Raw genomic sequence first — 26,485 nt, 5'->3', positions numbered from 1 at the left:
CTATTCCACTCCGATCAGCAGTGCGTCCCCGTCATGGCCGGTGCGATAACACGTCACCTCGATACCCAGATGCTGCTGGTGCACATGTTTGCGCAGTTGGTCGCCGACCGTGTCGTCGACTCCCGCGGCCATCAGGACCGTCACCAGCTCACCACCGGATGCCAGCAGCAGATCAACCAAACCCGATGCGGCAGTGGCGATATCGTGCGCGACGATGAGCACCTCGTCACCGGTGATACCCAGCCCGTCGCCGGCCTTGCACGCTCCCGCCCACGTCAATGCCGACTCGGCGGCCACCCGCACCGACCCGTGCCGGGTGGCAGCGGCGGCCCGCGCCATGGTGTAGCCGTCGTCGACGGTCTGGCGGCCGGGGTCGTGCATTGCCAGGGCGGCCAGCCCCTGCACCATCGACGCCGCAGGCACGGGGACCACGTCGATACCCCAGCCGGTCGCCGCAGTGCAGCCGGCCACCAATTCCTCGGCGGCGATATAGCCGTTGGGCAACAGCATCACCTGCGCGGCATCGGCCTCGACCAGCGCCCGCAGCAATTGCTGGGCAGTGATCGGGGTGGCGCCGGCCCGCAGCACACGGGCGCCCTCGCCGGCGAACAACTCCGCCGCGCCGTCGCCGTCGACGACCGCGAGCACCGCACGGTCCCTGGTGCGGTGCGTGTTCGGGTGCGCTCCGGACAGCGCGGTGATCTGGATCCGGCTCAGCGACCCGACCGACAACCCCGCCTCGACCGCACCGCCCGCGTCGTCGGTGTGCACGTGCACCGAGAACCGCCCCGCGCCGGCATCGCCGATGGCCACCGAATTACCGAGGCCGTCCAGCAACCCGCGCAAGCGCGCGGCGCCATCCTGGCGGCAGTCGCTGAGCAGATACATCACCTCGAACTGTGGCGCGGCGGCGGTGGTCACCGTCTCGGCGTGAGCGACGGCCGGTTGGTAGCTCGGCCGCCGCGGCGCGGCGCCGGTCAAGGTCACCGTCATGGCATCGAGCAGCACCAGCAGCCCGCGCCCACCGGCATCCACCACGCCCGCCTCGGCGAGCACATCGAGTTGATCGGTGGTCCGCGCCAGCGCCGCCGCGGCCGCCTCGGCGCCCGCGCCGACCACCGTCACCACATCGGCGCCCGCACCGGCCTGCTGTTCGGCGGCGCCGGCCGCGGCCTGCAGCACCGACACGATGGTTCCGGGCACCGCTTCACCCATGGACGCCACCACCAGCCCCTCGGCGCGGCGCAGGGCCTCGGCCAGCACCGGCCCGTCGATCTCGGTCACGCCGCGCGCGGCGGTGACCTCGGCCAGCGCCCGCAGGATCTGGGACAGGATCACCCCGGAATTGCCGCGGGCACCGTGCAGGGCGCCTTCGGCCAGCGCGGCCGCCACCCCGGCAACGCCTGCGGCGGCGTCGTCACCGGCCCGGTCGTCGGCCCACACCACGGCCGAACGCATGGTGAAGAGCATGTTGGTGCCGGTATCGGAATCCGCGACCGGGAAGACGTTCAGACGGTTGATCTCGTCGGTGTGGGTGATCAGGTGCCCGACAGCATCGTGCGCCCAGCCGCGCAGGCCGGGAGCGTCGAGCCGAGCCCCCGAAATCTCGGACACATCACTCCTCACCTGACCGCATCGGACCGCGCCAGCCTAGCCACCGCGCCCGACAATGCGGTGTGCTGCTGCACAGGTTGTGGACCGTTTTGGTGATCCACCGACCCGGCCGGTATCCTGGTCAGGTTGTCGGGTCAGCTCGCGACGCCATTTGCGGCGCAGCATCCAGGCCCCCAAGTACTGATACGAGGAGTTCTAGGTATGGCTGCCGTGTGCGATATCTGCGCAAAGGGCCCCGGCTTCGGCAAGTCGGTGTCGCACTCTCACCGCCGGACCAACCGTCGCTGGGATCCGAACATCCAGACCGTGCGTGCCGTTGCTCGCCCCGGCGGCAACAAGCAGCGCCTCAACGTCTGCACCTCCTGCCTCAAGGCGGGCAAGGTCACCCGCGGCTGATCTCAGCCCACACGTCGTGCCGATAGGCCGGTGGACTTCGGTCCCCCGGCCTATCTGCGTCTGATCGTCCAGATAGCTGATCGCAGAAGTCAGGGCAGCCGCCAGTCGATCGGCTCGGCGCCCATCTTCGCCAAGAGTTCGTTGGTCCGGCTGAACGGCCGCGACCCGAAGAATCCGCGCGACGCCGACAACGGGGACGGGTGCACCGACTCGATCACCGCGCAGCCACCCTCGGCCAGCATCGGCTTGAGGGTGGCCGCATCGCGACCCCACAACACCGCCACCAACGGCTGCGGTCGGGCCACCAACGCCCGGATCGCCCGCTCGGTGACGGCCTCCCAGCCCTTGCCGCGGTGTGAGGCCGGGCTGCCCGGGCGCACCGTCAGCACCCTGTTCAGCAGCATTACCCCCCGCTGCGCCCACGGCGTCAGGTCACCGGTCGCCGGCACGGGGTAACCCAGATCGGTGCTGTACTCGTTGAAGATGTTGCCCAGGCTGCGCGGCACCGGCCGGACATCGGGCGCCACCGAAAAGCTCAACCCGACGGCATGCCCCGGCGTCGGGTAGGGGTCCTGGCCCACGATCAGGACCCGCACCTCCTCGAACGGGAACGTGAAGGCCCGCAACACGTTCTCGCCGGCCGGCAGGTAACGGTGCCCGGCCGCCAGCTCCTCGCGTAGGAACTCCCCCAACTGCGCGACCTGGGGGGCCACCGGCTCGAGCGCACGCGCCCAGCCCGGCTCGACGAGTTCAGTCAGAGAGCGTGGTGTCACGAGCGCCAAAACTAGCGTGTCCGGCGCTCAGAACGACTGCCAGCCCGCGCTTCCCTGCCACGGCCGACCGTCCAGAAGCACACCGGCCGGCCCGTCGAGCACCCGCCCGATGGTGCGCCAGCCCGGCGGTGGCGATCCGGCGAAGGTCGCCACCAGGGCGTGGTCCTCACCACCGCCCAAGACCCACTCCCAGGCATCGGCACGTGCGGTGGCGGCCACCGGCGCCAGCACGTCATGGTCGGGGCGCAGCAACTCCGCCGACAGGTCGATCAGCACCCCGGACGCCGCGGCGATATGACCGAGGTCGGCCGCCAAGCCGTCGGACACGTCGGTCATCGAACTGGCGCCGGCGCGGGCCGCGACGGGGCCCTGCCCGTACGGCGGGGTGGGCACCAGGTGCCGCCGCCGAAGGTCGTCGTGATCACGAATTCCGTTGAGCAACAGGGCATATCCAGCCGCTGAGCGACCCAGCTCGCCAGCCACGGCCACGATGTCGCCGGCGCGTGCGGTATCCCGGCGGACGGGTTCTCGGCCGCCGAGGTCACCGAGCACGGTCACCGAGATCACCCACAGCGGCGCGCTGACCAGATCGCCACCGACGATCCCGGCGCCGAATAGTGCCGCCTCCGTCCACATCCCGTCGCTCAGCGCGATCGCGGCGGCCGTCGGCGTGTCCTTGGGCGCCCCGAAAGCCACCACGAACGCCGTCGCCGTCGCACCCATCGCCTCGATATCGGCGGCGTTCTGCGCGATTGCCTTGCGGCCGATGTCGTGCGGACTGGACCAGTCCAGCCGAAAATGTCGATCCTGCACCAGCATGTCGCTGGACACCGCCGTCCGCCCGTCCGGGGCGCGTACGACGGCGGCGTCGTCACCGGGACCGAGCACGACAGCGGGTGGTTGCACCCGCCCCGCGGTGATCCGGTCGATGACGGTGAATTCACCGAGCTGAGCGAGCGTGGGCTCACTGTCCGTCATCTCACCTGCCTCCACCTCGAACAGTCGCGCGACCTGCGGTACGTTTGGGCCCTGCGGCGCCGAGTCTATGTAGTGGAACGGAGGGCACACCCGGTGGTGGAGGCTTTCATGCTGATTCAAACCGAGGTGGGCCGCGCCGAGGTCGTCGCCAAACAACTGGCCGGGCTGCCAGGGGTGCGCTCGGCCGAATACGTGACCGGTCCGTACGACGTGGTCGCCCGGATCGGCGCGGACTCCCTGACCGAGCTGCACGACACCATCGCCGCCGGCGTCCAGCAGGTCCCCGGGATCACCCGCACGCTGACCTGTCCGATCGCCGACGGGACCGCCCCATAGAGTTGCGCAGGTGCCCGAGCCCGATATCCACGCCGATGTTCACGACGGCCCACCACGGGGCCTGATCATCGCGGCGGCCGGTGTTGCGCTGGCCGCGGTGATCGTATTGCTGACCCTGGCGGCGATCCGGCAGAAGGATCCGGCGCCGCGCCCGGTCGCCATCGCCGGGGCCCCCGCGCCGGCCGCGGACAGCCCGCAGTGCGCGGCGCTGCTGGCCAGCCTGCCCGACCAGCTCGGTGACTACCGTCGCGCGGTGGCTGCCGAGCCGGTGCCTGCCGGTGCCGCGGCGTGGCAGCCCAGCGATCCGACCGCCGATCCGGTAATCCTGCGCTGCGGGTTGGACCGGCCCGGCGGTTTCGTGGTCGGGGCACCCCTGCAGGTGGTCGACGAGGTGAGTTGGTTCGAGGTCAAAGGCGACGGCGCGAGCACCTGGTTCGCCGTCGACCGAGGCATCTACGTGGCCCTCACGCTGCCGCAAGGGTCGGGCCCCAGCCCGATTCAAGTGATGTCGCGCACGATCGCGCAGGTGATGCCGGCCCAACCGCTCTCGCCCGGCCAGCCTTCCTGAGCGGTGGCTGTACCCAGCCCGCCTTCCTGAGGCACTATAGGAGGGATGCGACTCAGCAAACTCACGGCCGCCGCTGCGGGAACCGCCGCCGTCGCCGCCGCCGTCTTGATGCAACCGTTCACCGGCGACGGCCAGCTGCCCCACGCCACCGACGCGGTGGTGTTGATGTCGGGCACGCCCACCGCGCCGTCGCCCGGTGTGGTCGCTGCCAAAGGCGCCGCGGCCGCCCGCTGGCAGAGCACCACCCAGAGCGCGCTGAAGCGGCTGAACATCGCGTTGGCCGACTTCCAGACCGCGATGGACGCCCAGAACGTCCCGAATATGCGTGACGCGTGTGGCCGGATCGGCAGTGTCGGGCACTCGATCGAGAAGACGTTGCCGGCACCGGTGGAGGATGTGACGGCGCCGATGAGTTCGGCGGCCGCCAGTTTCATCGAGGTCGGAACGCACTGCGACGACATCACCCCGGACGGGGATCGCGGCACGTTGAATACCCTGGTATCCGCCATCCAGTCCGGGATGGGCGATATCCGCACCGCCCAGGCCGCGCTTGCCGCGGCCAGCCCGAAGAACTAGCGCAGGCCGGTTCCGCGGGCCACGGCCGTGTCCACCATCGTCGCCAGCAAGGTGGGGTAGTCCACGCCGCTGGCCGCCCACATCCTCGGGTACATCGAGATGGTGGTGAATCCCGGCATGGTGTTGATCTCGTTGATCACCGGACCGTCGTCGGTGAGGAAGAAGTCCACCCGGGCCAGACCTTGGCAATCGATGGCCCGGAACGCCCGGACCGAGAGCCGCCGAATCTCCTCGGCGACGGCGTCGTCGACCTTGGCGGGCACGTCCAGCTCGGCGGCGTCCTCCAGGTACTTGGTCGCGAAATCGTAGAAGCCGTCGTCACGGCCCCGCACACCGGCGACCCGGATCTCGCCGACCGTGCTGGCCTCGACGCGGCCGTCGGGAAACTCCAAGACCCCGCATTCCAGCTCGCGGCCCTGCACCGCCGCTTCGACGATCACCTTGGGGTCGTGCTTGCGAGCCTGCTCGATGGCCGCCGGCAACTGATCCCATGCCGTCACCCGGCTGACGCCGATCGACGATCCCCCGCGGGCCGGTTTGACGAAGACCGGCAGGCCAAGGCGCTCCCGGTCCTCCAGCTGCACCGTCGTGTGGTGCGCGCGTAACACCACCTGGTCTCCGATCGGCAGTCCCTCGGCGGCGAGCAGCTTCTTGGTGAACTCCTTGTCCATGCCCGCAGCGCTGGCCAACACCCCGGCGCCGACATAGGGCACGCCGGCCAGCTCGAGCAGGCCTTGGATGGTGCCGTCCTCCCCGTACGGCCCGTGCAGCACCGGGAACACCACGTCGACGGTGGCCAGCATGTCCCCGGCGGCCTCGCCGAGCGAGAGCAGCTGACCGCTGCGGTGCGGATCGGCGGGCAAGGCCAGCGCCGTCCCGGAGGCACCGGTCACCTCGGGCAGCCGGCCGTCGGTGATGGCCAGCGTGTCCGGGCGCCCGTCGGTGAGCACCCAGGATCCTCCGGGTGTGATGCCCACGGCGACCACCTCGAACCGCTCCGGATCGAGATTGCGCAGGATACTGCCTGCCGAAACACACGAAATCGCGTGCTCAGAGCTGCGTCCGCCATAGACGACGGCGACGCGGATACGGGCACTCACAATCAGGAGACGTTACCGGCTGCCGGCGGAGCGGGGTGGTTCAGGCCAGTGCACCCTCGATATCGGCGACGATGTCGTCGGTGTCCTCGATGCCCAGCGACAGCCGCGCGAACCCGTCGCCGACGGGGTCACCCCACCGGGCCCGGCGGTCGACGCAGGTGTGCAGACCGCCGAAGCTGGTCGCGGAGACCAGTAGCGAACTGCGCTCGATCAAGGCGTGCACGGCCGCGGCGTCGGCCAACTCGACGGCCACCAGACCGCCGAAGCGTTTCATCTGCTCGGCCGCGAGCGGATAGGACGGATCCTCGGGCAGGCCGGGATAGCGCACCGACCGCACGGCCGGGTGGTCACGCAGCATCAGCGCCACCGCGGCGGCATTGCGGCATTGCCGTTCGATGCGCAACCCCGCGGTGCCCAGGCTGCGCAACACCAGCCACGCTTCGAAGGTACCCAGGATCGGCCCGGCCAGCAGTCGGTCGCGCTCCACACGCGCCATCAGGTCCTCGTTGCAGCCGGCGACGTATCCCGCCAGCAGGTCGCTGTGCCCGGACAGGGCCTTGGTGGCGCTGGCGACCACCAGGTCCGCCCCCAGGGACAGCGGTTGCAGCGCCAGCGGGGTGGCGGCGGTGTTGTCCACCACCAGGGTGGCGCCCTTGGACCGGCAGATGGTGGCCAGCCGGTGCAGGTCGACCACGTCCAGTGTCGGGTTCACCGGTGTCTCCGCCAGCACCACATCGGCCCCGGCGGCAGCGTCGCACATCTGCTCGGCGGTCGCTTCTACGACGGTAATACCATGCGGTGCAAGGTATTCCACGGCATATCTGCGCACCTGGTAATAACCGTCGGCCGGCACCACCAGGGTGGTGTGCGGCCGGGTCAGGACGCGCAGCACCGAGGTGATGGCCGCCATTCCCGAACCGTAGGTCAACGCGGCGGACGCGCCCTCCAGCTCGGCCAGCGCCGACTCCAGTTGACGCCAGGTCGGATTCGACGCCCGACCGTAGGTGTCCAACGCCGCGGATTCGTCGGCGGACAGATGATAGGCCGACGCAGGCACTGGTGCGGGAGCCACGGGGTCACCCGGAACAGCATGTGCACCAACGGCATTCACACTTCGCGTGGAGTCTCCGTAACCGGCGCTCACAATGGCTCCTATTCCGGTTTGGTGCTGCGCCCCAACAGCAGCATGACGGCTTCCTTGACCGACAACCCGCGGTGGCACACCTGGTGCACGGCATCGGTGAGCGGCATCTCGACGTCATAACTGGACGCCAGTGCCAGCACCGATCGGCACGAGGTGACACCTTCGGCGACGTGCCCCTCGGCGGCCTGCAGGGCCGATTCCATGGAGCCGCCCAGACCGAGGCGTTCCCCGAACGACCGGTTACGCGAATGCGGTGAGGTACACGTCGCGACCAGATCGCCGACCCCGGCCAGCCCGGCCAGGGTGGCCCCCTTGGCGCCCAACGCGATTCCCAGCCGCATGATCTCGGCCAGGCCGCGGGTGATGATGGCGGCCGAGGTGTTCTCCCCCAGCCCGACGCCGGCGGCCATTCCGCAGGCCAGCGCGATGACGTTCTTGCAGGCGCCCCCGATCTCGGCGCCGACCACGTCGGCGTTGGTGTACGGCCGGAAGTACGGCGTGGAGAACGCCCGCTGCAGCGCCACCGCACGGCCGGAATCGGTGCACGCGACGACGGTGGCCGCCGGCTGTTCGTCGGCGACCTCCTTGGCCAGGTTGGGCCCGGACACCACCGCCACCCGCGCCGGGTCGGCACCGGTTACCTGCACCACCACCTGGCTCATCCGCATCAAGGTGTCCAGCTCGATCCCCTTGGCCAGACTCACCAGCGTGGCGTCGGCACCGATCAGGTGCTTCCAGTGCTCGAGATTGGCGCGCATGGTCTGCGACGGCACTCCGAGCAACACGGTGCAGGCGCCGTCGAGCGCCTCCGCCGGATCGCTGGTCGCCCTGATGCGCTCGGGCAGCACGGTGTCTTCGAGGTAGAACGGATTGCGGTGCGTCGCGTTGATCTCTTCGGCGAGCTCGGCCCGCCGCGTCCACAACGTGACGCCGTTTCCGGCATCGGCAAGCACCTTCGCCAGCGCCGTGCCCCAGGCACCGGCACCCATCACCGCGGCTTCGACCACGCTTCACCCTAACGCGCCCGGCGGTGCTGGCAGGATGGCACCTGTGACGCAGGAGCAGTCGGCGACGGGCGCAGCCAGCGGGCTGCCACAGGTGGGACTGGTGATCGCGGTCAAGCGGCTCAACGCAGCCAAGACCCGGCTCGCGCCGGTGCTGTCCGCGTCCACCCGCGAGCGCCTGGTGCTCGCCATGCTGACCGACACCATCGCCGCCGCGGCCGCCGCCCCCGCGGTGAGTTCGATCACCGTGGTCACGCCGGACCCCGCCGCCGCCGCGGCGGCGGTCGACCTCGGAGCCAGGGCGCTGACCGACCCGACGCCCGACGGCCACCCCAACCCACTGAACAACGCCCTGATGGAAGCCGAAAGATCGCATGACGCAACGGACATCGTCGTGCTTCAAGGCGACCTGCCCGCGTTGCGCGCCGCCGAGCTCTCCGACGCCATTGCCACCGCCGCCCACCACCGACGGAGTTTCGTCGGGGACCGGCATGGCACCGGCACCTCGGCCCTGTTCGCGTTCGACTCGCCGTTGGACCCGTTGTTCGGCGCCGATTCTGCACGCCGCCATGCTGATTCGGGCGCGGTCGAGCTGACCGGCGCCTGGCCCGGCCTGCGCTGCGATATCGACACGCCCGACGATCTGGCGGCGGCACTGCGCCTCGGCGTCGGCCCAGCGACCAGTCGAGTGGTCGGCAATCTGACGTGCACCGGGTGTGACGGGTAGACCCGTCCCACCGCGATGCGCAATGATCGGTGCATGACCGAAGCCGAGACGCGACCTACCGACGCCGAGTGGACGTCACCCGAAAGCACTCCCGACGCACCCCCGGCCGCGACCTCGGCGTCTCCGGTGGACGCGCTGCCAGAGGACCGCTACCTCAATCGCGAGCTGAGCTGGCTGGACTTCAACGCCCGGGTGCTGGCACTGGCCGCCGACCCGTCGCTGCCGCTACTGGAACGCGCGAAATTCCTCGCCATCTTCTCCTCGAATCTCGATGAGTTCTATATGGTTCGGGTCGCCGGATTGAAGCGGCGCGACGAGATGGGGTTGTCGGTGCGCTCAGCCGACGGGCTGTCCCCACGCGAACAACTGCGGCGCATCGGTGAGCGCACCCAACAGTTGGCGAGCAGGCACGCCCAGGTATTCCTGGAATCGGTGCGGCCGGCCCTGGCCGAGCGCGGCATCGTCATCGTCACGTGGAACGATCTCGACGAGCGCGAGCGCGAACGGCTGTCGACGTATTTCCACGAGCAGGTGTTCCCGGTGCTCACCCCGCTGGCGGTGGACCCGGCCCACCCGTTCCCCTTCGTGAGCGGGCTGAGCCTCAATCTCGCGATCACCGTCCGCCAGCCCGACGACGGCACCCAGCACTTCGCCCGAATCAAGGTGCCGGACAACGTCGACCGGTTCGTCGAACTACCGCCCAGGCAATCCGAGGACGGTACGGCCGGACCTATCCGGTTCCTGCCGCTGGAGACGCTCATCGCGGTGTTCCTGCCGGTCCTGTTCCCCGGCTTGGAAATCGTCGAGCAGCACGCTTTCCGGATCACCCGCAACGCCGACTTCGAGGTGGCCGAGGATCGCGACGAGGACCTGCTGCAGGCCCTGGAGCGCGAGCTGGCGCGGCGCCGGTTCGGCTCACCGGTGCGCCTCGAGGTCGCCGGTGACATGACCGAGAACATGCTCGAGCTGCTGTTGCGCGAACTCGACGTGCATCCCGGTGACGTCATCGAGGTGCCGGGTCTGTTGGATCTGTCTTCTCTGTGGCAGATCTACGGGGTCGATCGGCCCGATCTCAAGGATCGTCCGTTCGTGCCCGCCACCCCACCGGCTTTCGGCGAACGGGAAACGCCGAAGAGTATCTTCTCGACGCTGCGCGACGGTGACGTTCTGGTGCATCACCCCTATGACTCGTTCTCGACCACCGTGCAGCGGTTCATCGAGCAGGCCGCCGCGGATCCGAACGTGCTGGCCATCAAGCAGACGCTCTACCGCACCTCCGGTGACTCGCCGATCGTCAACGCCCTGATCGACGCTGCCGAGGCCGGCAAGCAGGTGGTGGCGCTGGTGGAGATCAAGGCCCGCTTCGACGAACAGGCCAATATCAAGTGGGCCAGGACGCTGGAACAGGCCGGTGTTCATGTGGTGTACGGGTTGATCGGGCTGAAGACACACTGCAAGACCGCATTGGTGGTGCGGCGCGAGGGATCCACCATACGACGGTATTGCCATATCGGCACCGGCAACTACAACCCGAAAACTGCCCGCCTGTATGAGGATGTCGGCCTGCTGACCGCCTCACCGGAGGTCGGTGCCGATCTCACCGACTTGTTCAACTCGCTCACCGGCTACTCGCGCAAGGAGTCCTACCGCAACCTGTTGGTCGCACCGTACGGAGTGCGCCGAGGCATCATCGAACGGATCGAGCGCGAGATCGCCGCGACCCGGGACGGTGCGGACGGGCGAATCCGACTGAAGGCCAACGCGCTCGTCGACGAACAGGTGATCGACGCGCTCTACCGCGCCTCCCAGGCCGGGGTGCGGGTCGAGGTGGTGGTCCGCGGGATCTGTGCGCTCAAGCCGGGAGTGCCCGGGTTCTCCGAGAACATCGTCGTCCGCTCGATCCTCGGCCGGTTCCTGGAGCACTCGCGAATTATTCACTTCAAGGCCATCAACGAGTTCTGGATCGGCAGCGCCGACATGATGCATCGTAATCTCGACCGCCGCGTCGAAGTCATGGCCCAGGTCAAGGATTCCCGGCTGACAGCCCAGCTCGATGACATCTTCGAGTCCGCAATGGATCCGGCCACCCGGTGCTGGGAACTGCGGGCCGACGGTCACTGGACAGCTTTGCCACTCGAGGGCCAGACGGTACGCGATCACCAGGTGTCGATGATGGAACGCCATCGGCACCCGTGACGGCTGCACGCGCCGCTGCCGCCACGCGACCGCATAGGAGTTGATGTGCCGAACACGGTGACCCGCCCCAAGACCATCCACGCGGCGGGCGCAGTGCTATGGCGGGAGAACGGTTCCGTCGCCGGCGGCGACAGTCCTATCGAGGTCGCCGTCGTGCACCGTCCCCGGTATGACGATTGGTCGCTGCCCAAGGGCAAGGTGGATCCCGGCGAGACGGAACCGGTCACGGCCGTGCGTGAGATCCTCGAGGAGACCGGGTATGCCTGTCAGCTGGGTCGCCGCCTCCCGGCGGTCAGCTACCCCGTCGAGGCCGACATCAAGAAGGTGCGCTACTGGGCGGCACGCACCATCGACGGCGAGTTCGTCCCCAATGCCGAGGTGGACCAACTACTCTGGCTACCACCCGCGCAGGCGCTGGACCACCTGCAATACCCCCAAGACCGGAAGGTGCTGCGACGCTTCACCAAAGCACCGGCGCATACCAGCACGGTGCTGATCGTCCGGCACGGACTGGCCGGCAGGCGGTCCCGGTACAAGGGCGACGACCGGAACCGCCCACTGGACAAGCGGGGTCGGGCGCAGGCCGAATCACTTGTCGGGCAGTTGCTCGCGTTCGGCGCCGACCGACTGTACGCGGCGCCCCGGGCCCGCTGTCACCAGACGCTGCAGCCGCTGGCCGAGGAGCTCGGCATGCCGATCATCGACGAACCGGCGCTGACCGAGGAGGCCTATACCGACCACCGCGGCCGAGGCCGCTCGCGTGTGCTCGAAATCGCGGGTGAAGCAGTCCATGCCGCGGGTACGCCGGTGATCTGCACGCAGGGCAAGGTCATTCCGGATCTCATCGCGTGGTGGTGCGAACGCGACGGGGTCAAACCGGATAAGTCGCGCAACCGCAAGGGCAGCACCTGGGTGCTGTCACTGGCCGGCGAGCGTCTGGTGGCCGCCGATCACATCGGCAGCCCGCTGGCCGTCACGGAGTAAACCCGCCGCAGTGCGCCCACAAGGTTGATCACACACGAATACGCCGTGGATCTTGCTGATCCACGGCGTATTCGTGTCGATATGGGGTTGTCCTACTTGCGGCCGCGCTTGACGGGTGCTGCCTTCTTGGCAGGAGCCTTCTTGGCGGGAGCCTTGGTGGCAGCCTTCTTGGCCGGAGCCTTCGCGGCGACCTTCTTGGCCGGAGCCTTGGCGACAACCTTCTTGGCCGGAGCCTTGGTGGCCGGAGCCTTCTTGGCCGGAGCCTTCTTCGCCGGTGCGGCCTTGGTAGCAGTGGTCTTCTTGGCCGGCGCAGCCTTCTTGGCGGGAGCCTTGGTGGCCGGAGCCTTCTTGACGGCGGCCTTGGTGGCCGGAGCCTTCTTGGCCGGAGCCTTCTTGGCCGGGGCAGCCTTCTTGGCGGCGGTGCGCTTTGCCGGGGCGGCAGCCACACCACGCTTCACGGCCGGACCGTCGGCCGGGAGCTTCTGTGCGCCAGAGACAACGGCCTTGAACTGAGCACCGGGACGGAATGCCGGCACCGAGGTCGGCTTCACCTTGACGGTCTCACCGGTGCGCGGGTTGCGCGCAACGCGAGCGGCGCGACGGCGCTGCTCGAAGACACCGAAGCCGGTGATGGTGACGCTCTCGCCCTTGTGCACAGCCCGCACAATCGTGTCGACGATGTTCTCAACCGCCGCAGTAGCCTGTCGACGATCGGTGTCCAACTTGGCTGTGAGTGCGTCGATGAGCTCTGCTTTGTTCATCCAAACCCTCCGAAGTCAGTGGTCCACTTTGGACCGACTAGAGGACACGGTAAACCCATGTGCTGCAGATTTCCAAGAGCCACGCGCAGTTTCAGGCATAGCTGAGGAACTTTTTTGGATTCGGTTGCCCCACTTGGTCGGTGGTACGGCCGTCCGAGAATGTGGTTGCCGGGCGGGATTTGGGCCCCCGAAAGGCCCGAAATCAGGCCGGCAGAGTGGTCGGCTTGAAGCTCGGACGACGCTGCTCGAAGGCCGTGATCTCATCCTGTTTCCGCAGCGTAAGGCCTATATCGTCGAGTCCTTCGAGCAGTCGCCAGGCCGTGTAGTCGTCAATCGTGAACGGCACCATGACCGTTCCAGCGATGATATTCCGATCTTGAAGATTCACAGTGATTTCCAGACCCGGATTCTGCTCGATCACCTTCCACAGCAGTTCCACATCGTCATGTGTGACTTCTGCCGCCAACAGCCCCGCCTTACCCGCATTGCCCCGGAAGATATCGGCGAATCGGGGCGAGATGACGACCCGGAAGCCGTAATCCATGAGAGCCCAGACGGCGTGTTCGCGGGAGGATCCGGTGCCGAAATCGGGGCCGGCGACCAATACCGACCCCTTGTCGAACGGCGCCAAATTGAGGATGAAAGCCGGATCGTTCCGCCAGGCGGCGAATAATCCGTCCTCGAAACCGGTTCGGGTGACCCGCTTCAAATACACCGCAGGAATGATCTGATCGGTGTCCACATTGGACCGCCGCAGCGGAACTCCGATTCCGGTGTGAGTGGTGAAAGCTTGCATCAGAGTCTCCTTCTAGCGGGTCGGCGCGGGGGTCAGATCGGCGGGCGAGGACAGCGTGCCGCGCACCGCGGTGGCGGCGGCGACGGCCGGCGACACCAGATGGGTACGACCGCCCTTACCCTGACGGCCTTCGAAATTCCGGTTGGAGGTGGAGGCGCAGCGTTCTCCCGGCGCCAGCTGATCCGGATTCATCCCCAGACACATCGAGCAACCGGCCTGCCGCCACTCGGCCCCGGCGGCGGTGAAAATCTCCCCCAAGCCTTCCGATTCGGCCTGCGCGCGCACCCGCATCGAACCGGGGACGACGAGCATCCGGACGCCGTCGGCGACTTTCCGGCCGTCCAATATGTCGGCTACCACGCGCAGATCCTCGATGCGCCCGTTGGTGCACGACCCGACGAACACCGCGTCCACGGCAATATCCCGCATGGGGGTACCCGCTCGAAGGTCCATGTATGCCAATGCCTTTTCCGCGGCTTGGCGCTCGTCGTCACCCGCCATGAATTCCGGGTCGGGCACATTCTCCGACAACGGCACACCCTGGCCGGGGTTGGTGCCCCAGGTGACGAAGGGGCTCAGGGTGGCGGCGTCGATGTACACCTCGGTGTCGAATTCCGCTCCCTCGTCGGTGCGTAACCGGCTCCAGGCTGCGACCGCCGCGTCCCAGTCGGCACCGGTTGGCGCGTGCGGTCGGCCCTTGAGGTATTCATAGGTGGTCTCGTCGGGCGCCACCATCCCCGCCCGGGCACCGGCCTCGATGCTCATATTGCAGATCGTCATGCGGCCCTCCATCGACAGCGATTCGATGGCACTGCCCCGGTATTCGATGACGTGACCCTGCCCGCCACCGGTCCCGATCTTGGCGATGACCGCCAGGATGATGTCCTTGGCACTCACCCCCGGGGGCAGCACACCGTCGACATTGACCGCCATGGTCTTGAACGGCTTGAGCGGAAGTGTCTGGGTGGCCAGCACATGTTCGACCTCGGAGGTCCCGATACCCATCGCGATGGCCCCGAATGCACCGTGAGTGGAGGTGTGACTGTCCCCGCACACCACCGTCATGCCCGGCTGGGTCAGACCCAGCTGCGGACCGATGATGTGCACGATGCCCTGCTCGGCATCGCCCATCGGATACAACCGGATCCCGAATTCCTCGCAGTTGCGCCGCAGCGTCTCCACCTGGGTACGCGACACCGGGTCGGCGATCGGCTTGTCGATATCGACAGTCGGCACGTTGTGGTCCTCGGTGGCGATCGTCAGATCGGGCCGGCGCACCGGCCGTCCGGCGATCCGCAGACCGTCGAACGCCTGCGGGCTGGTGACCTCGTGCACCAGATGCAGATCGATGTAGATCAGATCGGGCTCCTTGGTGGAGCCGGCACCCCCGCCACGCACCACAACGTGGTCGTCCCAAACCTTTTCGGCCAGGGTCTTCGGCTTCTGACTTTGCTCCATGACTGTCTCGATTCGTGTCGGGGCGTCCGGACGTGACGGGCTGGCAATCTCACGATATGGAACGCTAGTATCTCCCTATGAGACAGGATAGCGGCATCGGCGTCCTCGACAAAGCGGTGGGCGTACTGCACACGATCGCCGAATCGCCCTGCGGTCTGGCCGAACTGTGCGAGCGCACCGGCCTCCCCCGCGCCACCGCACACCGCCTCGCCGCCGGACTGGAAGTGCACCGGCTGCTCGCCCGCGACCCGGAGGGCCGCTGGCGCCTGGGCCCTGCACTGACCGAACTCGCCGGCCACGTCAACGATCCCCTGGTGGCCGCCGGCGCGGCAATACTGCCCCGGCTGCGCGAAATCACCGGCGAGAGTGTGCAGCTGTACCGGCGGGAGGGCACCGCCCGGGTGTGTGTGGCCGCGCTGGAACCGCCCGCGGGTCTGCGCGACACCGTGCCGGTCGGCACCCGGTTGCCGATGACCGCCGGATCCGGAGCCAAAGTTCTGCTGGCGTTCAGCGATGCGGCCACCCAACAGGCGGTGCTGCCGTCGGCGAAATTCACCGAGCGCACCCTGGCCGAGGTACGCAAACGCGGATGGGCGCAGAGTGCCGCCGAACGCGAACCCGGCGTGGCCAGTGTGTCTGCACCGGTGCGCGACGCCCGCGGCACGGTGATCGCCGCGGTGTCGGTATCCGGCCCCATCGATCGGATGGGGCGCCGCCCCGGAGCCCGATGGGCCGCCGATCTGCTCGCCGCATCCGAGGCAATGACGCGCAGACTGTGAGCCGCATCCCGCGCAGATTCCACCACTTCTGCATCTGCGTGTAGCAAACACCGCAAATGGCTCTATCCTTCATGTGAACCGGCCCACACCTCGGCTCGGAGGAGGAACCACGGCGACGCAGTCCCCCCAGTGGCTGGCCACCGCACGGATGTTGCGGAGGGCAGGCTTCGGCGCGTCCGGCCGCCAGGTGGATGCGGCGGTAAGCCAGGACTGGTCGGTGTATCTGGACACGGCGCTGAACATGAACCCGGACGCCGACCCAGGGGCCGTCGCCACGCCGATGCCGACCCCCAGCACACCCCCGCTGCCGCCGGACAACGCCAACCAACAAGTCCGCACGCAGTTCATCAGCGGCCTGTACGGGCAAATGCAGGAACTCTCGGCCTGGTGGTTACGCCGGATGGCCGCCGTGCAGCAGCCCATCCACGAGAAACTGACCTTGGTGTGGCACAACCACTTCGCCACGTCGGCGGAGAAGGTGGTGGCGGCCGAACTGATGGCCGCCCAGAACCAGAAACTGCGCACCCTGGCCCTCGGCGATTTCCGGGTGCTCGCCTACGCGATGCTGACGGACGCCGCGATGGCGCAGTGGCTGGACGCCGTGCGCAACACCAAGGCGGCCCCGAACGAGAACCTCTCCCGCGAATTCATGGAGCTGTTCACGTTGGGGCACAACAACGGCTACACCGAAGCCGATGTCCGCGAAGGCGCCAGGGCACTGACCGGACGCTATGTGGCACCGGGCGCCACGACGATCGTCTCGCCGGAGAATCACGACACCTCACCCAAGACCGTGCTCGGTGTCACCGGCAATCACGACGACAAGGCATTCTGCGATATCGTGCTCGGCCAGCCCGGTTCGGCGGACTTCATCGCCGGAAAGCTGTGGCGGCTGTTGGCCTCGGACGCCCCGGCCGCGCCGGACACCCGGGCCCGGCTGGTCGCGGCGTACGGACCGGACCGGAACCTGAAGGCACTGACAAAAGCCGTCTTCCTCGACCCGGCGTTCACCGCCGCCGCGGGCAGCATGGTGACTCCACCGGTGGAGTGGTTGCTCGGAGTCATCCGCGCACTCGCGGTGCCGCTGGACAGTCCCGACACCATCGCCGGCTGCAGTGCCGTGCTCACCGTGATGGGACAGCGGCCGTTCTATCCCTACGATGTCGGCGGCTGGCCCCGCGGCCAGGCCTGGCTGTCCACCACCAGCACGGCCGCCCGGGTATGGGCGGCCAACAAATTCGTCCCGATGGGCGACATCTCGATCGTGCAGGATGCCGGTGCCGGCGATCGCGTCGATGCCGCCGGGTATCTCCTCGGGATCGGCGCATGGTCGGACAGCACGGCCACCGCCCTCCGCCCGCTGGCCGGTAATCCCGTCCGGCTGGTCATCGCGGCTATCAACACCCCCGAATACCTGACGTCCTAGCGAGATACGCCGATGCCCCAGATGAACCGACGCAATTTCCTGATCGCCAGTGTGGGGGCCGCGGGTCTGCTGTCGGGCGCAGCCGTCACGCTGCCCCAACTGCTGCACCACGGGCAGCAGCGCCCGCTGGCCACCGATGCCGGCATCCTGGTGATCCTCACCCTCTACGGCGGCAACGACGGCATCAACACCGTGATCCCGGTCACCGACAACGCTTATCACGATGCGCGCCGTGATCTGGCGTTCGCACCGCACGAGGTTCTCGACCTCGACGGCCGGCTCGGACTGAACCCCGCCCTGACCGGGCTCAAGGACATCTGGTCGGACAACCAGCTGGCGATCGTGCGCGGCGTGGGCTACCCGAAACAGGACCGCAGCCACTTCCGTTCGATGGACATCTGGCAGACCGCCTCGCCGACCGCGCCCGCGTCATCGGGCTGGATCGGACGCTGGCTGGACAGCACGGGCGACGACCCGCTGCGCGCGGTCAACGTGGGGTCGGTGCTACCTCCGCTGGCCGTCGGCGAGAAGCACGTCGCCGCAGGCCTTTCCGTAAGCATCCCGCAGATCCCCGACGATGTGGCCGACACCCTGGACGCGCTCAGCACACCCGATCCCCGGGATTCACCGGCCATGGCGGCGGTGCGCAGCAATTACCAGGCCTACAAGACAACCGATTCGGCGTTCAGTGCGTTCACCGACAAGCCGCTGCCCGATCCGACCGTCACCGCGGGCCAGCAGCTGGCCGACGACCTGGACCTGGTGGCCCAGTGCGTGAAGGCCGGTGTCCCGACCCGGGTGTACATGGTGACCCTCGGCGGCTTCGATACGCACGCCGACGAGCGGGGTGAGCATCAACGGCTGCTCAAGGCTCTCGACGACGCGCTGGCGCCGTTCCTGCGGCAGATGGGACGCAGCGCCCATGGCCGCAACGTGGTGGTGATGGTGTACTCCGAGTTCGGTCGCCGGGTGGGAGCCAATGCCTCGCAAGGCACCGACCATGGCACCTCGGGTCCGGTCTTCGTCGCCGGCCCGCGGGTCAAGGGCGGCTTCTACGGGGACGAGCCCAGCCTCACCGACCTCGACGACGGTGACCTGAAGACCACGACCGATTTTCGTGACATCTATTACGAGCTGTTGAGCGGGACACTGAATTCGGATCCCGAGCCGTCGGTCGGGGCCGGCCGCAAGCCCGTCGGATTCCTCTGACCCCGATACGACGAAGACCCTCGATACGACGAAGACCCTCCCTACGACGAAGACCCTCCCTACGACGAAAGTCCCGGGACTTTGCAGTCCCGGGACTTTCCCGTTGTACCCCCGATGGGATTCGAACCCACGCTACCGCCGTGAGAGGGCGGCGTCCTAGGCCGCTAGACGACGGGGGCTAGAACGTGATCCGGAGGGAAAGCATAGCTGACGAGCTGGTGCTGACCTAATCGCCGGACCGTACTGCATTGGCTGGGGTACCAGGACTCGAACCTAGAATGGCTGAACCAGAATCAGCTGTGTTGCCAATTACACCATACCCCAAGGGCTGCCTATCACCGCAGGTCACAGGCATTTTCGATCCGGATCACGTGGTGGGGGTCCGCCCACCCGCGCTTTCCGGGCCGACGAGCAGACTACCAAAGATTTCGGAGTGCTTTTCACACCGGCCCGTCTAGAGCCCGGCTATCCCACCCCGCGCCGCCCGTAACCTGGCCAGACTGCGTTCGGCGCCGAGCAGTTCCATCGATTCGAACAGCGGTGGGCTCACCGTCGCACCGGTGACGGCGACGCGGATGGGGCCGAACGCCTTCCTGGGCTTGAGCTCAAGACCGTCCAGCAGAGCCGCCTTCAGCGCCGTCTCGATGGTCGGGGTGGTCCACTCGGCCAGATCGCCCAGGGCCGTCAGGGCGGCGTCCAGGACGGGCACGGAGTCGGGACCCAGTTCCTTGGCCGCCGCTTTATCGTCGAGTACATAGGCGTCGTCGTTGAAGAACTTCAACAGCTCCCATGCGTCGCCGAGCACCACGATGCGGGTCTGGATCAGCGCGGCCGCCTCGGCGAACGCGGCGTCGTCCAGGGTGGTGTCGTGCCCGTGCGCGCCCAGATAGGCATCGAGGCGCGCGGTGAAGTCCTGCGGCGTGAGCGCGCGGATGTGCTCGGCGTTGATGGCGTCGGCCTTCTTCTGGTCGAAACGCGCCGGATTGGAGTTGACGTCGACCACATCGAAGGCGGCCACCATCTCGTCGAGACCGAAGACATCGTGATCGTCGGCGATACCCCAGCCGAGCAGGGCCAGATAGTTGAGCAGCCCCTCCGGGAGGAACCCACGATCACGGTGCAGGAAAAGGTTGGACTGCGGGTCACGCTTGGACAACTTCTTGTTGCCGTCACCCAGAACGCTTGGCAGATGGGCGAATTCGGGCACCCACTCGGCGATCCCGATCCGCATCAGCGCGCGGTAGAGCGCGATCTGGCGCGGAGTGGACGGCATGATGTCCTCACCGCGCAACACGTGGGTGATCCTCATCAACGCGTCGTCCACAGGATTGACCAAGGTGTACAGCGGATCTCCGCTTGCCCTGGTGATCGCAAAATCCGGCACGGAGCCTGCCGGAAAGCTCACCGGTCCACGGACCAGGTCATTCCAGGACAGGTCCTCATCGGGCATCCGCAACCGCAGCACGGGTTTACGCCCCTGGGCCGCGAACTCCGCCCGCTGCTCCTCGGTCAGGTCGCGGTCGAAGTTGTCGTAGCCCAGTTTCGGGTTGCGGCCCGCCGCGATATGCCGGGCCTCCACCTCTTCCGGGGTGGAGTACGCCTCGTACACCTCTCCGGCGGCCAGCAGTTGGGCGATCACGTCGCGGTAGATATCGGCGCGCTGCGATTGGCGGTACGGCTCGTGCGGCCCGCCCACCTCCACGCCCTCGTCCCAGTTCAGCCCGAGCCAGCGCAGCGCGTCCAGGATCGCGTCGTAGCTTTCCTGGCTGTCGCGGGCGGCGTCGGTGTCCTCGATGCGGAACACGAAGGTGCCGCCGGTGTGCCGGGCGTAGGCCCAGTTGAACAGCGCGGTGCGCACCAGGCCGACGTGCGGGGTGCCGGTCGGCGACGGACAGAAACGTACGCGCACAGCCATCGTCTATTTTCCTTTACGCACAACGGGATTGGTGAGGGTTCCGATGCCCTCGATGGTGATGCTCACCGTGTCACCGTCCTCGATGGGGCCGACCCCTTCGGGGGTGCCGGTGAGGATCAGGTCGCCGGGCAGCAGCGTCATCACGGCCGACACCCACTCCACGATCGCCCCGACGTCATGCAGCAACAGCGCGGTGTTGCTGTCCTGACGCACCTGTCCGTTGACCTCGGTGCGCAGGTCCAGCCCGGACGGGTCCACCGCCGTCTCGATCCAGGGGCCCACCGGGCAGAAGGTGTCGTGCCCCTTGGCCCGCATCCACTGGCCGTCCTTCTTCTGCTGATCGCGCGCCGAGACGTCGTTGGCGATGGTGTAGCCGAGGATGTAATCGGCGGCCTTCGCCGCCGGCACGTCCTTACAAGGCCGTTCGATGACGGCCACCAGCTCGCCCTCGTGGTGCACCGGGTGTGCGTCGGCCGGCAACTGGATGGGCACGTTGGGCCCGATGATGGCGGTATTGGGCTTGAGGAAGATCACCGGATCCTCGGGCGGTTCGCCACCCATCTCACGGGCATGCGCGGCGTAGTTCTTGCCCATGCAGACCACCTTGCTGGCCAGGATCGGCGCGAGCAGCCGCACATCGGCCAACGGCCAGCTGCGGCCGGTGAACGTGGGGTTGCGCGACAGATACTGCTCGGCGATCTCGCGGCACACCGCATCGGAGTTCGGGTCGCCTTCGATGACTACGAAGGCGACGCCGTCGGGACTGGCGATTCGACCAAGACGCATTGGCCCAGCCTAGTGAGCGAACTGCGCCGCCAAAAAAGGGGTGGAGTCGATCATCGACGCGAGCACCGTCCCGGAGTGGTCCTGGTCGGGGTAGACCTTCAGCGTCACGTCCTGACCGCTGGCCCGTAGCCGTTCGTCGAGCGCCATGGACATGCCCGGTGGGACGTCGCGGTCGCGCAGCCCGACCCCGAGGAAGATCGGCCGGTCGTACCCGTCGGTGGGCGTGCCCAGATAGGCGTCCAGCGCGTCGGCGAGCCCGGGCAGCGATGCCAGCGGCGCCCGGAAGAAGCCGCTCGGCGTCATGGCGGCCAATGCCTTGTCCAGCGCCGGTTTGCACAGCGTCTCGGCTTGCTGCACGGCGCTGCGTCCGGCTGGGGTCAGCACGCCGTCAATGCCGAGATCGGGCCACGCATCCCGCAGCCCGGCCAGAATGTAGGCGGTGTAACTGTTGGCGGCCGGGCCGACATTGGGCGGCAGGGTCATATCAGGCCCGGCCTGTTTCACAATCGATTCCACATTGAACGGGGTGCCGGTGGCCACCACCCCGCGGTAGTCCAGGCCGGCACCGCGGCTGAACTCGGTGGCCCAGCGCGCGCTGTTGACGGCGGCGCCACCACCCTGCGATTGACCGACCAGCGCCCACTTCGGCGACAGCGGCAGGTCCAACTGATGCGCGGCCATCACCGATTCGACGACGCTGTGCGCAGTGGAAACACCGTTGAGATAGCTCATCAGGCCGGGTGTGCCGAGCCCCGCGTAGTCGGACCCCACCACCACGTACCCCTGATCCAGCCAGTGCGACAGGTACTCGTTGTCACGCTGGCTGCGCGGCAGCGCCGAGGGCGCGCAGTCATCCCCCAGCCCGACGGTGCCGTGCGCCCAGGCGATCACCGGCCAGCCACCCTCAGGCGCCCGACCGGCGGGCACGAACACCGCCGCGGTGCTGACCGCGGGTGAATCGTGTTGGTTTACCGTCGAATACAAGATCCGGAAGGCCCGGGCGGCCCCCGGAACACTCAGCGCGGGATTCAGCTCCACCGACTCGATCAGCTTGCCAGGCGCCGGGATCGGGGCAGCGAAGTGGCGGGCATCCAAGCCGGACCACTCGGGTGCGACAGCCGCCGCGGTTGGCGTTGCGGTCGCCGTTGCGGCCACCACCCCGAATGCCAGCACAGTGCCGGCCAGTCTGCGCAGGTTCACCGGCCCAGGCTATGACAGTTCTCGGGCATCTCATATATTGAGATACTCGTTCAATATATTGGGAAGAACGTGACACCATGGCGGTATGCCCACCACGACTATCGGCACCGCCCGTCGCTGGTCCATGCTGGTCATCGCGCTCACCGCGACCACCTGCGCCAACGTCTTCATCAACGGGGCCGCATTCCTGATCCCGACGCTGCACACCGAACGCGGGCTCGATCTGGCGCGGGCGGGCACCTTGTCGGCGATGCCGAGCCTGGGCATGGTGACGACGCTGATCCTGTGGGGCTATGTCGTCGACCGGTTCGGCGAACGCCTGGTACTGACGTTGGGCTCGGCACTCACCGCCGCGGCCGCCTTCGCCGCGGCTTCGGTGCAGTCCCTGGTTGGGGTCGGGGCCTTCCTGTTGATCGGCGGAATGGCCGCAGCCAGCAGCAATTCCGCGAGCGGGCGGCTGGTGGTGGGCTGGTTCCCGCCCGAACAACGTGGCCTGGTGATGGGCATCCGCCAGACCGCGACGCCACTGGGCGTGGGACTGGGCGCGCTGATCATTCCCCGACTTGCCGAATCTCACGGTGTCGCAACGGCATTGCTGTTCCCGGCGATCGTGTGCGCACTGGCCGCGGTCATGTGCCTGGTGGGGGTGATCGACCCGCCGCGACCGCCGCGCGCCGAGGCCCCCGACGAGCACCTGGCCAACCCCTACCGTGGCTCGTCGGTGCTGTGGCGCATCCACGCCGTCTCGGTGCTGCTGGTGGTGCCGCAATCGGTGGTGTGGACGTTCACCCTGGTGTGGTTGATGACCACCCGCGGATGGTCGGCCGCTTCGGCAGGGCTGTTGGTGACGGTTGCCCAGATCCTCGGGGCGGCAGGACGGATCGCGGCCGGGCGTTGGTCGGACGTGACGGGGTCACGGCTGAGGCCGATCCGCACGATCGCCGTGGGCGCCGCGGCGTCGATGGCATTGCTGGCGCTCACCGACTGGCTGCACTCCCCCATCAGCGTCGCCCTGGTGGTGATCGCCTCGGTGATCACGGTGTCGGACAACGGATTGGCGTTCACCGCCATCGCCGAGATCGCGGGTCCGTTCTGGAGTGGGCGCGCGCTGGGCACCCAGAACACCAGCCAGCACTTGGCGTCCGCCGCCGCCGCGCCGTTGTTCGGGGCGCTGATCGGAGTGTTCGGGTATCCGGCGGCGTTTGCGGTGTGCGCGTTGTTCCCGGTGGTCGCCATCCCGGTGGTGCCCACCGATCCGCACGGCGCGAGTTAGGCGCTCATATCCCCGGTCTCGGGGATACCGTCGGCCAACGCGTAGCGCAGGTGCACGGTGCCCTTCGGACTGGCGGCCGGCGGTTGCAGCAGGGTGAGGTTCGCGGGCACCGCGCCACCGTCGAACACCTTCTTGCCGGCACCCAGCACAATCGGGTGCACCCAGAGGTCCAGCCGATCGAAGAGCTTCTCGCGCAGCAGGGTCTGCACCAGATTGAGGCTGCCCACGACGCACACCCGCTCATGCCGGTCCCGGATGTCGCGGACCGCACCGGCCAGATCCGGGCCCAGCTGCGCGGACCCCATCCAGGACAACTCGGGCGTGCCGCGCGACGCCACGTATTTGGGGATGCGGTTGAACAGCGCGCCGAAGGCGTCGTCCTGGTGCGGCCAATACGCCGCGAAGATGTCGTAGGTGCGCCGGCCGAGCAACAGCGCATCGACGCCCTCGTAGGCCGCGGCGATCTGCGCCCCGGTGACATCGTCCACCAATGGCGCCTGCCAGCCGCCGAAGGCGAACCCGTCGGGGTCCTCGTCGGGGCCACCCGGCGCCTGCCCGACGAGATCGACAGTGGCGAACAAAGCGATCTGAATGATTCCCATGGTGATCAGACCCAGACCGCGAGAGGAACTCATCGCGAACACCAAAGAGGCTATTGCACATCCGGTTTCACGCTGTGTATGTGTCCACAATCACGGCGGGAGGTGTTGTCGCGCATTCGCCGGACGCGCAGAATCAAAGTAGTAAACATTGGAACTGTTCCAGTTTGGAAAGGCGTTCGAGATGCCGTTGCTCACCATCGGTGACCAATTCCCCGCGTACGATCTGACTGCCGTCATCGGCGGCGACCTTTCCAAGGTCGATGCCAAGCAACCCGACGACTACTTCACCAAGGTCACCAGCACCGACCACGCCGGTAAATGGCGGATCGTGTTCTTCTGGCCCAAGGACTTCACCTTCGTCTGCCCCACCGAGATCGCGGCCTTCGGCAAGTTGAACGACGAATTCGCCGATCGGGACGCCCAGGTACTCGGGGTGTCGGTGGACAACGAGTTCGTGCACTTCCAGTGGCGGGCCCAGCACGAAGACCTCAAGAAACTGCCCTTCCCCATGCTGTCGGACCTCAAGCGCGAACTGTCCACGGCAACAGGCGTACTGAACTCCGAGGGCGTCGCCGACCGGGCCACCTTCATCGTCGACCCCAACAACGAGGTCCAGTTCGTCTCCGTGACGGCCGGGTCGGTCGGCCGCAACGTGGACGAGGTGCTGCGGGTGCTCGACGCCCTGCAGTCCGACGAACTGTGCGCGTGCAACTGGCGCAAGGGCGATCCCACCATCAACGCCGGCGAGCTGCTGGCCGAGGCGGTCTGATGTCCCTCGACAACATCAAAGACGCACTGCCCGAGTACGCCAAGGATCTCAAGCTCAACCTCGGCAGCATCGCCCGCAGTACCGAGCTGTCCGAACAGCAGCTGTGGGGGGCCTTCGTCGCGACGGCCGCCGCGACGAAATCGCAGCGGCTGCTCCGCGAGATCTCCGAGGACGCACTCGACGTGCTGTCCGAAGAGGCCTACCACGCTGCACTGGGCGCCGCGGCGATCATGGGCATGAACAACGTGTTCTACCGCACCAAGGGGCAGCTCGACGGGCGCTACGACGACCTGCGGGCCGGATTGCGGATGAACATCATCGCCAATCCCGGTGTCGCCAAAGAAGATTTCGAGCTGTGGTCGCTGGCCGTCTCGGCGATCAACGGCTGCGGGCATTGCCTGGCCGCGCACGAGACCGTGCTGCGCGATGCCGGGGTCGACCGAACCGTCATCTTCGAGGCGATCCGGCTGGCCGCCATCATCTCGGGAGTGGCGCAGGCGTTGGCGACGGCCGACGCGCTCGCGGCGGTCTAAGTCGCGCGCTGCTGATCCTGCTTACCCGGCAGGATCAGCAGCGCCGCCACCAGGAAGCACAGCGCCCCGACGAACGTGCCGAGGTTGGCCACCGCAGCGTCAACCGTCGCACCGGCCTTGGTGACGAACGCCGCCAAGGCCGACACCCCGAACGCGACGCAGCCCACCAGATTGATCCATTCGGCTTGCCAGTCAACCGATTTGGGTGCCCACCAGCCGACAACCACGACGCCGAGCACCCCCGACACCAGGAAAGCCACCGCCCCGGTGGCATCCGGGGCCCACACATAACGGCGCTCACCGAGCACGGTGTGCGCCCACACCGCCGCACCGGTGCTGACGTTGAACAGCACGGTACCGGTGAACTGCACGGCCGAGGACCACCACGGCACACCGTCATCGGACAGCCGTAGCTGCATCCAGGCCGCGGATGTGAAGAACCAGGATCCGACGAAGCACAACGCGTTCGCCGCTCCGGAACCGGCCAGCGCGGAAAATCCCGGGACGGTGGCCGTGGCGAAAAAAGCCGACCCGACCGCGAACAGCCAGCATTGCCGGCGCAGCGTCGCGACGGCGCCCATC

The 26,485-nt window shown here is 67.7% G+C and carries 27 protein-coding genes and 2 tRNA genes; 13 read left to right on the top strand and 16 right to left on the bottom strand.

Going from position 1 to position 26,485, the window contains the following annotated elements; translation table 11 throughout:
• A complete protein-coding gene (locus SBI67_RS21780) occupies positions 1 to 1,605 on the bottom strand; it encodes a fatty acid kinase ATP-binding subunit FakA (RefSeq protein ID WP_318982607.1) in 1,605 nt (534 codons plus the stop codon).
• A 210-nt stretch (positions 1,606 to 1,815) separates the two neighbouring features.
• On the opposite strand from SBI67_RS21780, the gene rpmB reads away from it, so the two are divergent.
• Positions 1,816 to 2,010 (top strand): 50S ribosomal protein L28, encoded by a 195-nt coding sequence (rpmB, locus tag SBI67_RS21775; RefSeq protein WP_062656348.1) that lies wholly within the window; start codon positions 1,816 to 1,818, stop codon positions 2,008 to 2,010.
• Between the two features lie 89 nt (positions 2,011 to 2,099).
• Here the strand turns inward: rpmB and SBI67_RS21770 are convergent, their stop codons facing one another.
• A complete protein-coding gene (locus SBI67_RS21770) occupies positions 2,100 to 2,783 on the bottom strand; it encodes a uracil-DNA glycosylase (protein WP_318982543.1) in 684 nt (227 codons plus the stop codon).
• Positions 2,784 to 2,810: 27 nt separating this feature from the next.
• Positions 2,811 to 3,761 (bottom strand): thiamine-phosphate kinase, encoded by a 951-nt coding sequence (locus SBI67_RS21765; RefSeq protein ID WP_318982542.1) that lies wholly within the window; start codon positions 3,759 to 3,761, stop codon positions 2,811 to 2,813.
• 93 nt (positions 3,762 to 3,854) lie between these two features.
• Here SBI67_RS21765 and SBI67_RS21760 point away from each other — a divergent pair, with 93 nt between their 5' ends.
• Genes SBI67_RS21760 through SBI67_RS21750 form a run of 3 tightly spaced genes read left to right on the top strand, consistent with a single transcriptional unit; the run spans position 3,855 to position 5,241 of the window.
• Positions 3,855 to 4,097 carry an Lrp/AsnC family transcriptional regulator gene (locus SBI67_RS21760; protein WP_318982541.1) on the top strand — a complete coding sequence of 81 codons (243 nt, stop codon included), beginning with the start codon at positions 3,855 to 3,857 and terminating at the stop codon, positions 4,095 to 4,097.
• Positions 4,098 to 4,107: 10 nt separating this feature from the next.
• The gene (locus SBI67_RS21755) at positions 4,108 to 4,665 is read left to right on the top strand and encodes a DUF3515 domain-containing protein (RefSeq protein WP_318982540.1); all 558 of its coding nucleotides are present in this window, start codon (positions 4,108 to 4,110) and stop codon (positions 4,663 to 4,665) included.
• A 45-nt stretch (positions 4,666 to 4,710) separates the two neighbouring features.
• Entirely contained in the window at positions 4,711 to 5,241 is a 531-nt protein-coding gene (locus tag SBI67_RS21750; protein ID WP_318982539.1) for a hypothetical protein, read from the top strand.
• Here SBI67_RS21750 and SBI67_RS21745 read toward each other — a convergent pair.
• The 3 genes from SBI67_RS21745 to SBI67_RS21735 are packed head-to-tail and all read right to left on the bottom strand — an operon-like array spanning position 5,238 to position 8,492.
• Positions 5,238 to 6,341 (bottom strand): D-alanine--D-alanine ligase family protein, encoded by a 1,104-nt coding sequence (locus SBI67_RS21745; protein ID WP_318982538.1) that lies wholly within the window; start codon positions 6,339 to 6,341, stop codon positions 5,238 to 5,240. The genes SBI67_RS21750 and SBI67_RS21745 overlap by 4 nt on opposite strands.
• Positions 6,342 to 6,381: 40 nt before the next feature.
• Complete coding sequence (locus tag SBI67_RS21740) at positions 6,382 to 7,485, bottom strand: cystathionine gamma-lyase (RefSeq protein WP_318982537.1); 1,104 nt, start codon at positions 7,483 to 7,485, stop codon at positions 6,382 to 6,384.
• A gap of 8 nt (positions 7,486 to 7,493) precedes the next feature.
• Positions 7,494 to 8,492 (bottom strand): NAD(P)H-dependent glycerol-3-phosphate dehydrogenase, encoded by a 999-nt coding sequence (locus tag SBI67_RS21735; RefSeq protein WP_318982536.1) that lies wholly within the window; start codon positions 8,490 to 8,492, stop codon positions 7,494 to 7,496.
• 43 nt (positions 8,493 to 8,535) lie between these two features.
• Between SBI67_RS21735 and cofC the strand changes: the two genes are divergently transcribed.
• The 3 genes from cofC to mutT1 are packed head-to-tail and all read left to right on the top strand — an operon-like array spanning position 8,536 to position 12,396.
• Complete coding sequence (cofC, locus tag SBI67_RS21730) at positions 8,536 to 9,216, top strand: 2-phospho-L-lactate guanylyltransferase (RefSeq protein ID WP_318982535.1); 681 nt, start codon at positions 8,536 to 8,538, stop codon at positions 9,214 to 9,216.
• A gap of 33 nt (positions 9,217 to 9,249) precedes the next feature.
• Entirely contained in the window at positions 9,250 to 11,412 is a 2,163-nt protein-coding gene (locus SBI67_RS21725) for an RNA degradosome polyphosphate kinase (RefSeq protein ID WP_318982534.1), read from the top strand.
• A 45-nt stretch (positions 11,413 to 11,457) separates the two neighbouring features.
• Positions 11,458 to 12,396: an 8-oxo-(d)GTP phosphatase MutT1 gene (mutT1, locus tag SBI67_RS21720; protein WP_318982533.1), complete on the top strand. Its 939-nt coding sequence runs from the start codon at positions 11,458 to 11,460 to the stop codon at positions 12,394 to 12,396.
• Between the two features lie 92 nt (positions 12,397 to 12,488).
• On the opposite strand, the gene SBI67_RS21715 is transcribed toward mutT1, so the two are convergent.
• From SBI67_RS21715 to leuC, 3 genes are all read right to left on the bottom strand, one after another.
• Entirely contained in the window at positions 12,489 to 13,157 is a 669-nt protein-coding gene (locus SBI67_RS21715; RefSeq protein ID WP_318982532.1) for an HU family DNA-binding protein, read from the bottom strand.
• 202 nt (positions 13,158 to 13,359) lie between these two features.
• Entirely contained in the window at positions 13,360 to 13,953 is a 594-nt protein-coding gene (gene leuD / locus SBI67_RS21710; RefSeq protein WP_318982531.1) for a 3-isopropylmalate dehydratase small subunit, read from the bottom strand.
• Positions 13,954 to 13,965: 12 nt separating this feature from the next.
• Complete coding sequence (leuC, locus tag SBI67_RS21705; RefSeq protein WP_318982530.1) at positions 13,966 to 15,411, bottom strand: 3-isopropylmalate dehydratase large subunit; 1,446 nt, start codon at positions 15,409 to 15,411, stop codon at positions 13,966 to 13,968.
• 77 nt (positions 15,412 to 15,488) lie between these two features.
• Between leuC and SBI67_RS21700 the strand changes: the two genes are divergently transcribed.
• From SBI67_RS21700 to SBI67_RS21690, 3 genes are all read left to right on the top strand, one after another.
• Positions 15,489 to 16,190: an IclR family transcriptional regulator gene (locus SBI67_RS21700; protein WP_318982529.1), complete on the top strand. Its 702-nt coding sequence runs from the start codon at positions 15,489 to 15,491 to the stop codon at positions 16,188 to 16,190.
• Positions 16,191 to 16,263: 73 nt separating this feature from the next.
• Positions 16,264 to 17,616 carry a DUF1800 domain-containing protein gene (locus SBI67_RS21695; RefSeq protein WP_318982528.1) on the top strand — a complete coding sequence of 451 codons (1,353 nt, stop codon included), beginning with the start codon at positions 16,264 to 16,266 and terminating at the stop codon, positions 17,614 to 17,616.
• A 12-nt stretch (positions 17,617 to 17,628) separates the two neighbouring features.
• Positions 17,629 to 18,825 (top strand): DUF1501 domain-containing protein, encoded by a 1,197-nt coding sequence (locus SBI67_RS21690; protein WP_318982527.1) that lies wholly within the window; start codon positions 17,629 to 17,631, stop codon positions 18,823 to 18,825.
• Positions 18,826 to 18,931: 106 nt separating this feature from the next.
• Here the strand turns inward: SBI67_RS21690 and SBI67_RS21685 are convergent.
• From SBI67_RS21685 to SBI67_RS21665, 5 genes are all read right to left on the bottom strand, one after another.
• A tRNA-Glu gene (locus tag SBI67_RS21685) sits at positions 18,932 to 19,004 on the bottom strand.
• Between the two features lie 70 nt (positions 19,005 to 19,074).
• Positions 19,075 to 19,149, bottom strand: a tRNA-Gln gene (locus SBI67_RS21680).
• Between the two features lie 130 nt (positions 19,150 to 19,279).
• A complete protein-coding gene (gene gltX / locus SBI67_RS21675; protein WP_318982526.1) occupies positions 19,280 to 20,740 on the bottom strand; it encodes a glutamate--tRNA ligase in 1,461 nt (486 codons plus the stop codon).
• A 3-nt stretch (positions 20,741 to 20,743) separates the two neighbouring features.
• Positions 20,744 to 21,526: a fumarylacetoacetate hydrolase family protein gene (locus SBI67_RS21670; RefSeq protein ID WP_318982525.1), complete on the bottom strand. Its 783-nt coding sequence runs from the start codon at positions 21,524 to 21,526 to the stop codon at positions 20,744 to 20,746.
• A gap of 9 nt (positions 21,527 to 21,535) precedes the next feature.
• A complete protein-coding gene (locus SBI67_RS21665; RefSeq protein ID WP_318982606.1) occupies positions 21,536 to 22,696 on the bottom strand; it encodes an alpha/beta hydrolase family protein in 1,161 nt (386 codons plus the stop codon).
• Positions 22,697 to 22,811: 115 nt separating this feature from the next.
• On the opposite strand from SBI67_RS21665, the gene SBI67_RS21660 reads away from it, so the two are divergent.
• On the top strand, positions 22,812 to 23,999 hold the full coding sequence (locus SBI67_RS21660; RefSeq protein ID WP_318982524.1) for an MFS transporter: 1,188 nt from the start codon (positions 22,812 to 22,814) through the stop codon (positions 23,997 to 23,999).
• On the opposite strand, the gene SBI67_RS21655 is transcribed toward SBI67_RS21660, so the two are convergent.
• A complete protein-coding gene (locus SBI67_RS21655) occupies positions 23,996 to 24,601 on the bottom strand; it encodes a dihydrofolate reductase family protein (RefSeq protein WP_318982605.1) in 606 nt (201 codons plus the stop codon). The genes SBI67_RS21660 and SBI67_RS21655 overlap by 4 nt on opposite strands.
• 181 nt (positions 24,602 to 24,782) lie before the next feature.
• On the opposite strand from SBI67_RS21655, the gene SBI67_RS21650 reads away from it, so the two are divergent.
• Together SBI67_RS21650 and ahpD are read left to right on the top strand one after the other, a co-directional pair.
• Positions 24,783 to 25,370, top strand: a complete 588-nt coding sequence (locus SBI67_RS21650; RefSeq protein ID WP_318982523.1) for a peroxiredoxin — start codon at positions 24,783 to 24,785, stop codon at positions 25,368 to 25,370.
• Positions 25,370 to 25,903 (top strand): alkyl hydroperoxide reductase AhpD, encoded by a 534-nt coding sequence (gene ahpD / locus SBI67_RS21645; RefSeq protein ID WP_318982522.1) that lies wholly within the window; start codon positions 25,370 to 25,372, stop codon positions 25,901 to 25,903. The genes SBI67_RS21650 and ahpD overlap by 1 nt, the downstream gene beginning before the upstream one ends.
• Here the strand turns inward: ahpD and SBI67_RS21640 are convergent.
• Positions 25,900 to 26,484: a hypothetical protein gene (locus tag SBI67_RS21640; protein WP_318982521.1), complete on the bottom strand. Its 585-nt coding sequence runs from the start codon at positions 26,482 to 26,484 to the stop codon at positions 25,900 to 25,902. The two genes, ahpD and SBI67_RS21640, sit on opposite strands and share 4 nt — an antisense overlap.
• Position 26,485 lies beyond the last annotated feature (1 nt).

The sequence above is a fragment of the Mycolicibacterium chengduense genome, from assembly GCF_033741155.1.
Taxonomy (GTDB): Bacteria; Actinomycetota; Actinomycetes; order Mycobacteriales; family Mycobacteriaceae; genus Mycobacterium.
The sequence above is the reverse complement of the archived record's forward strand: the minus strand, read 5'-3'. Positions and strand labels throughout refer to the sequence as shown.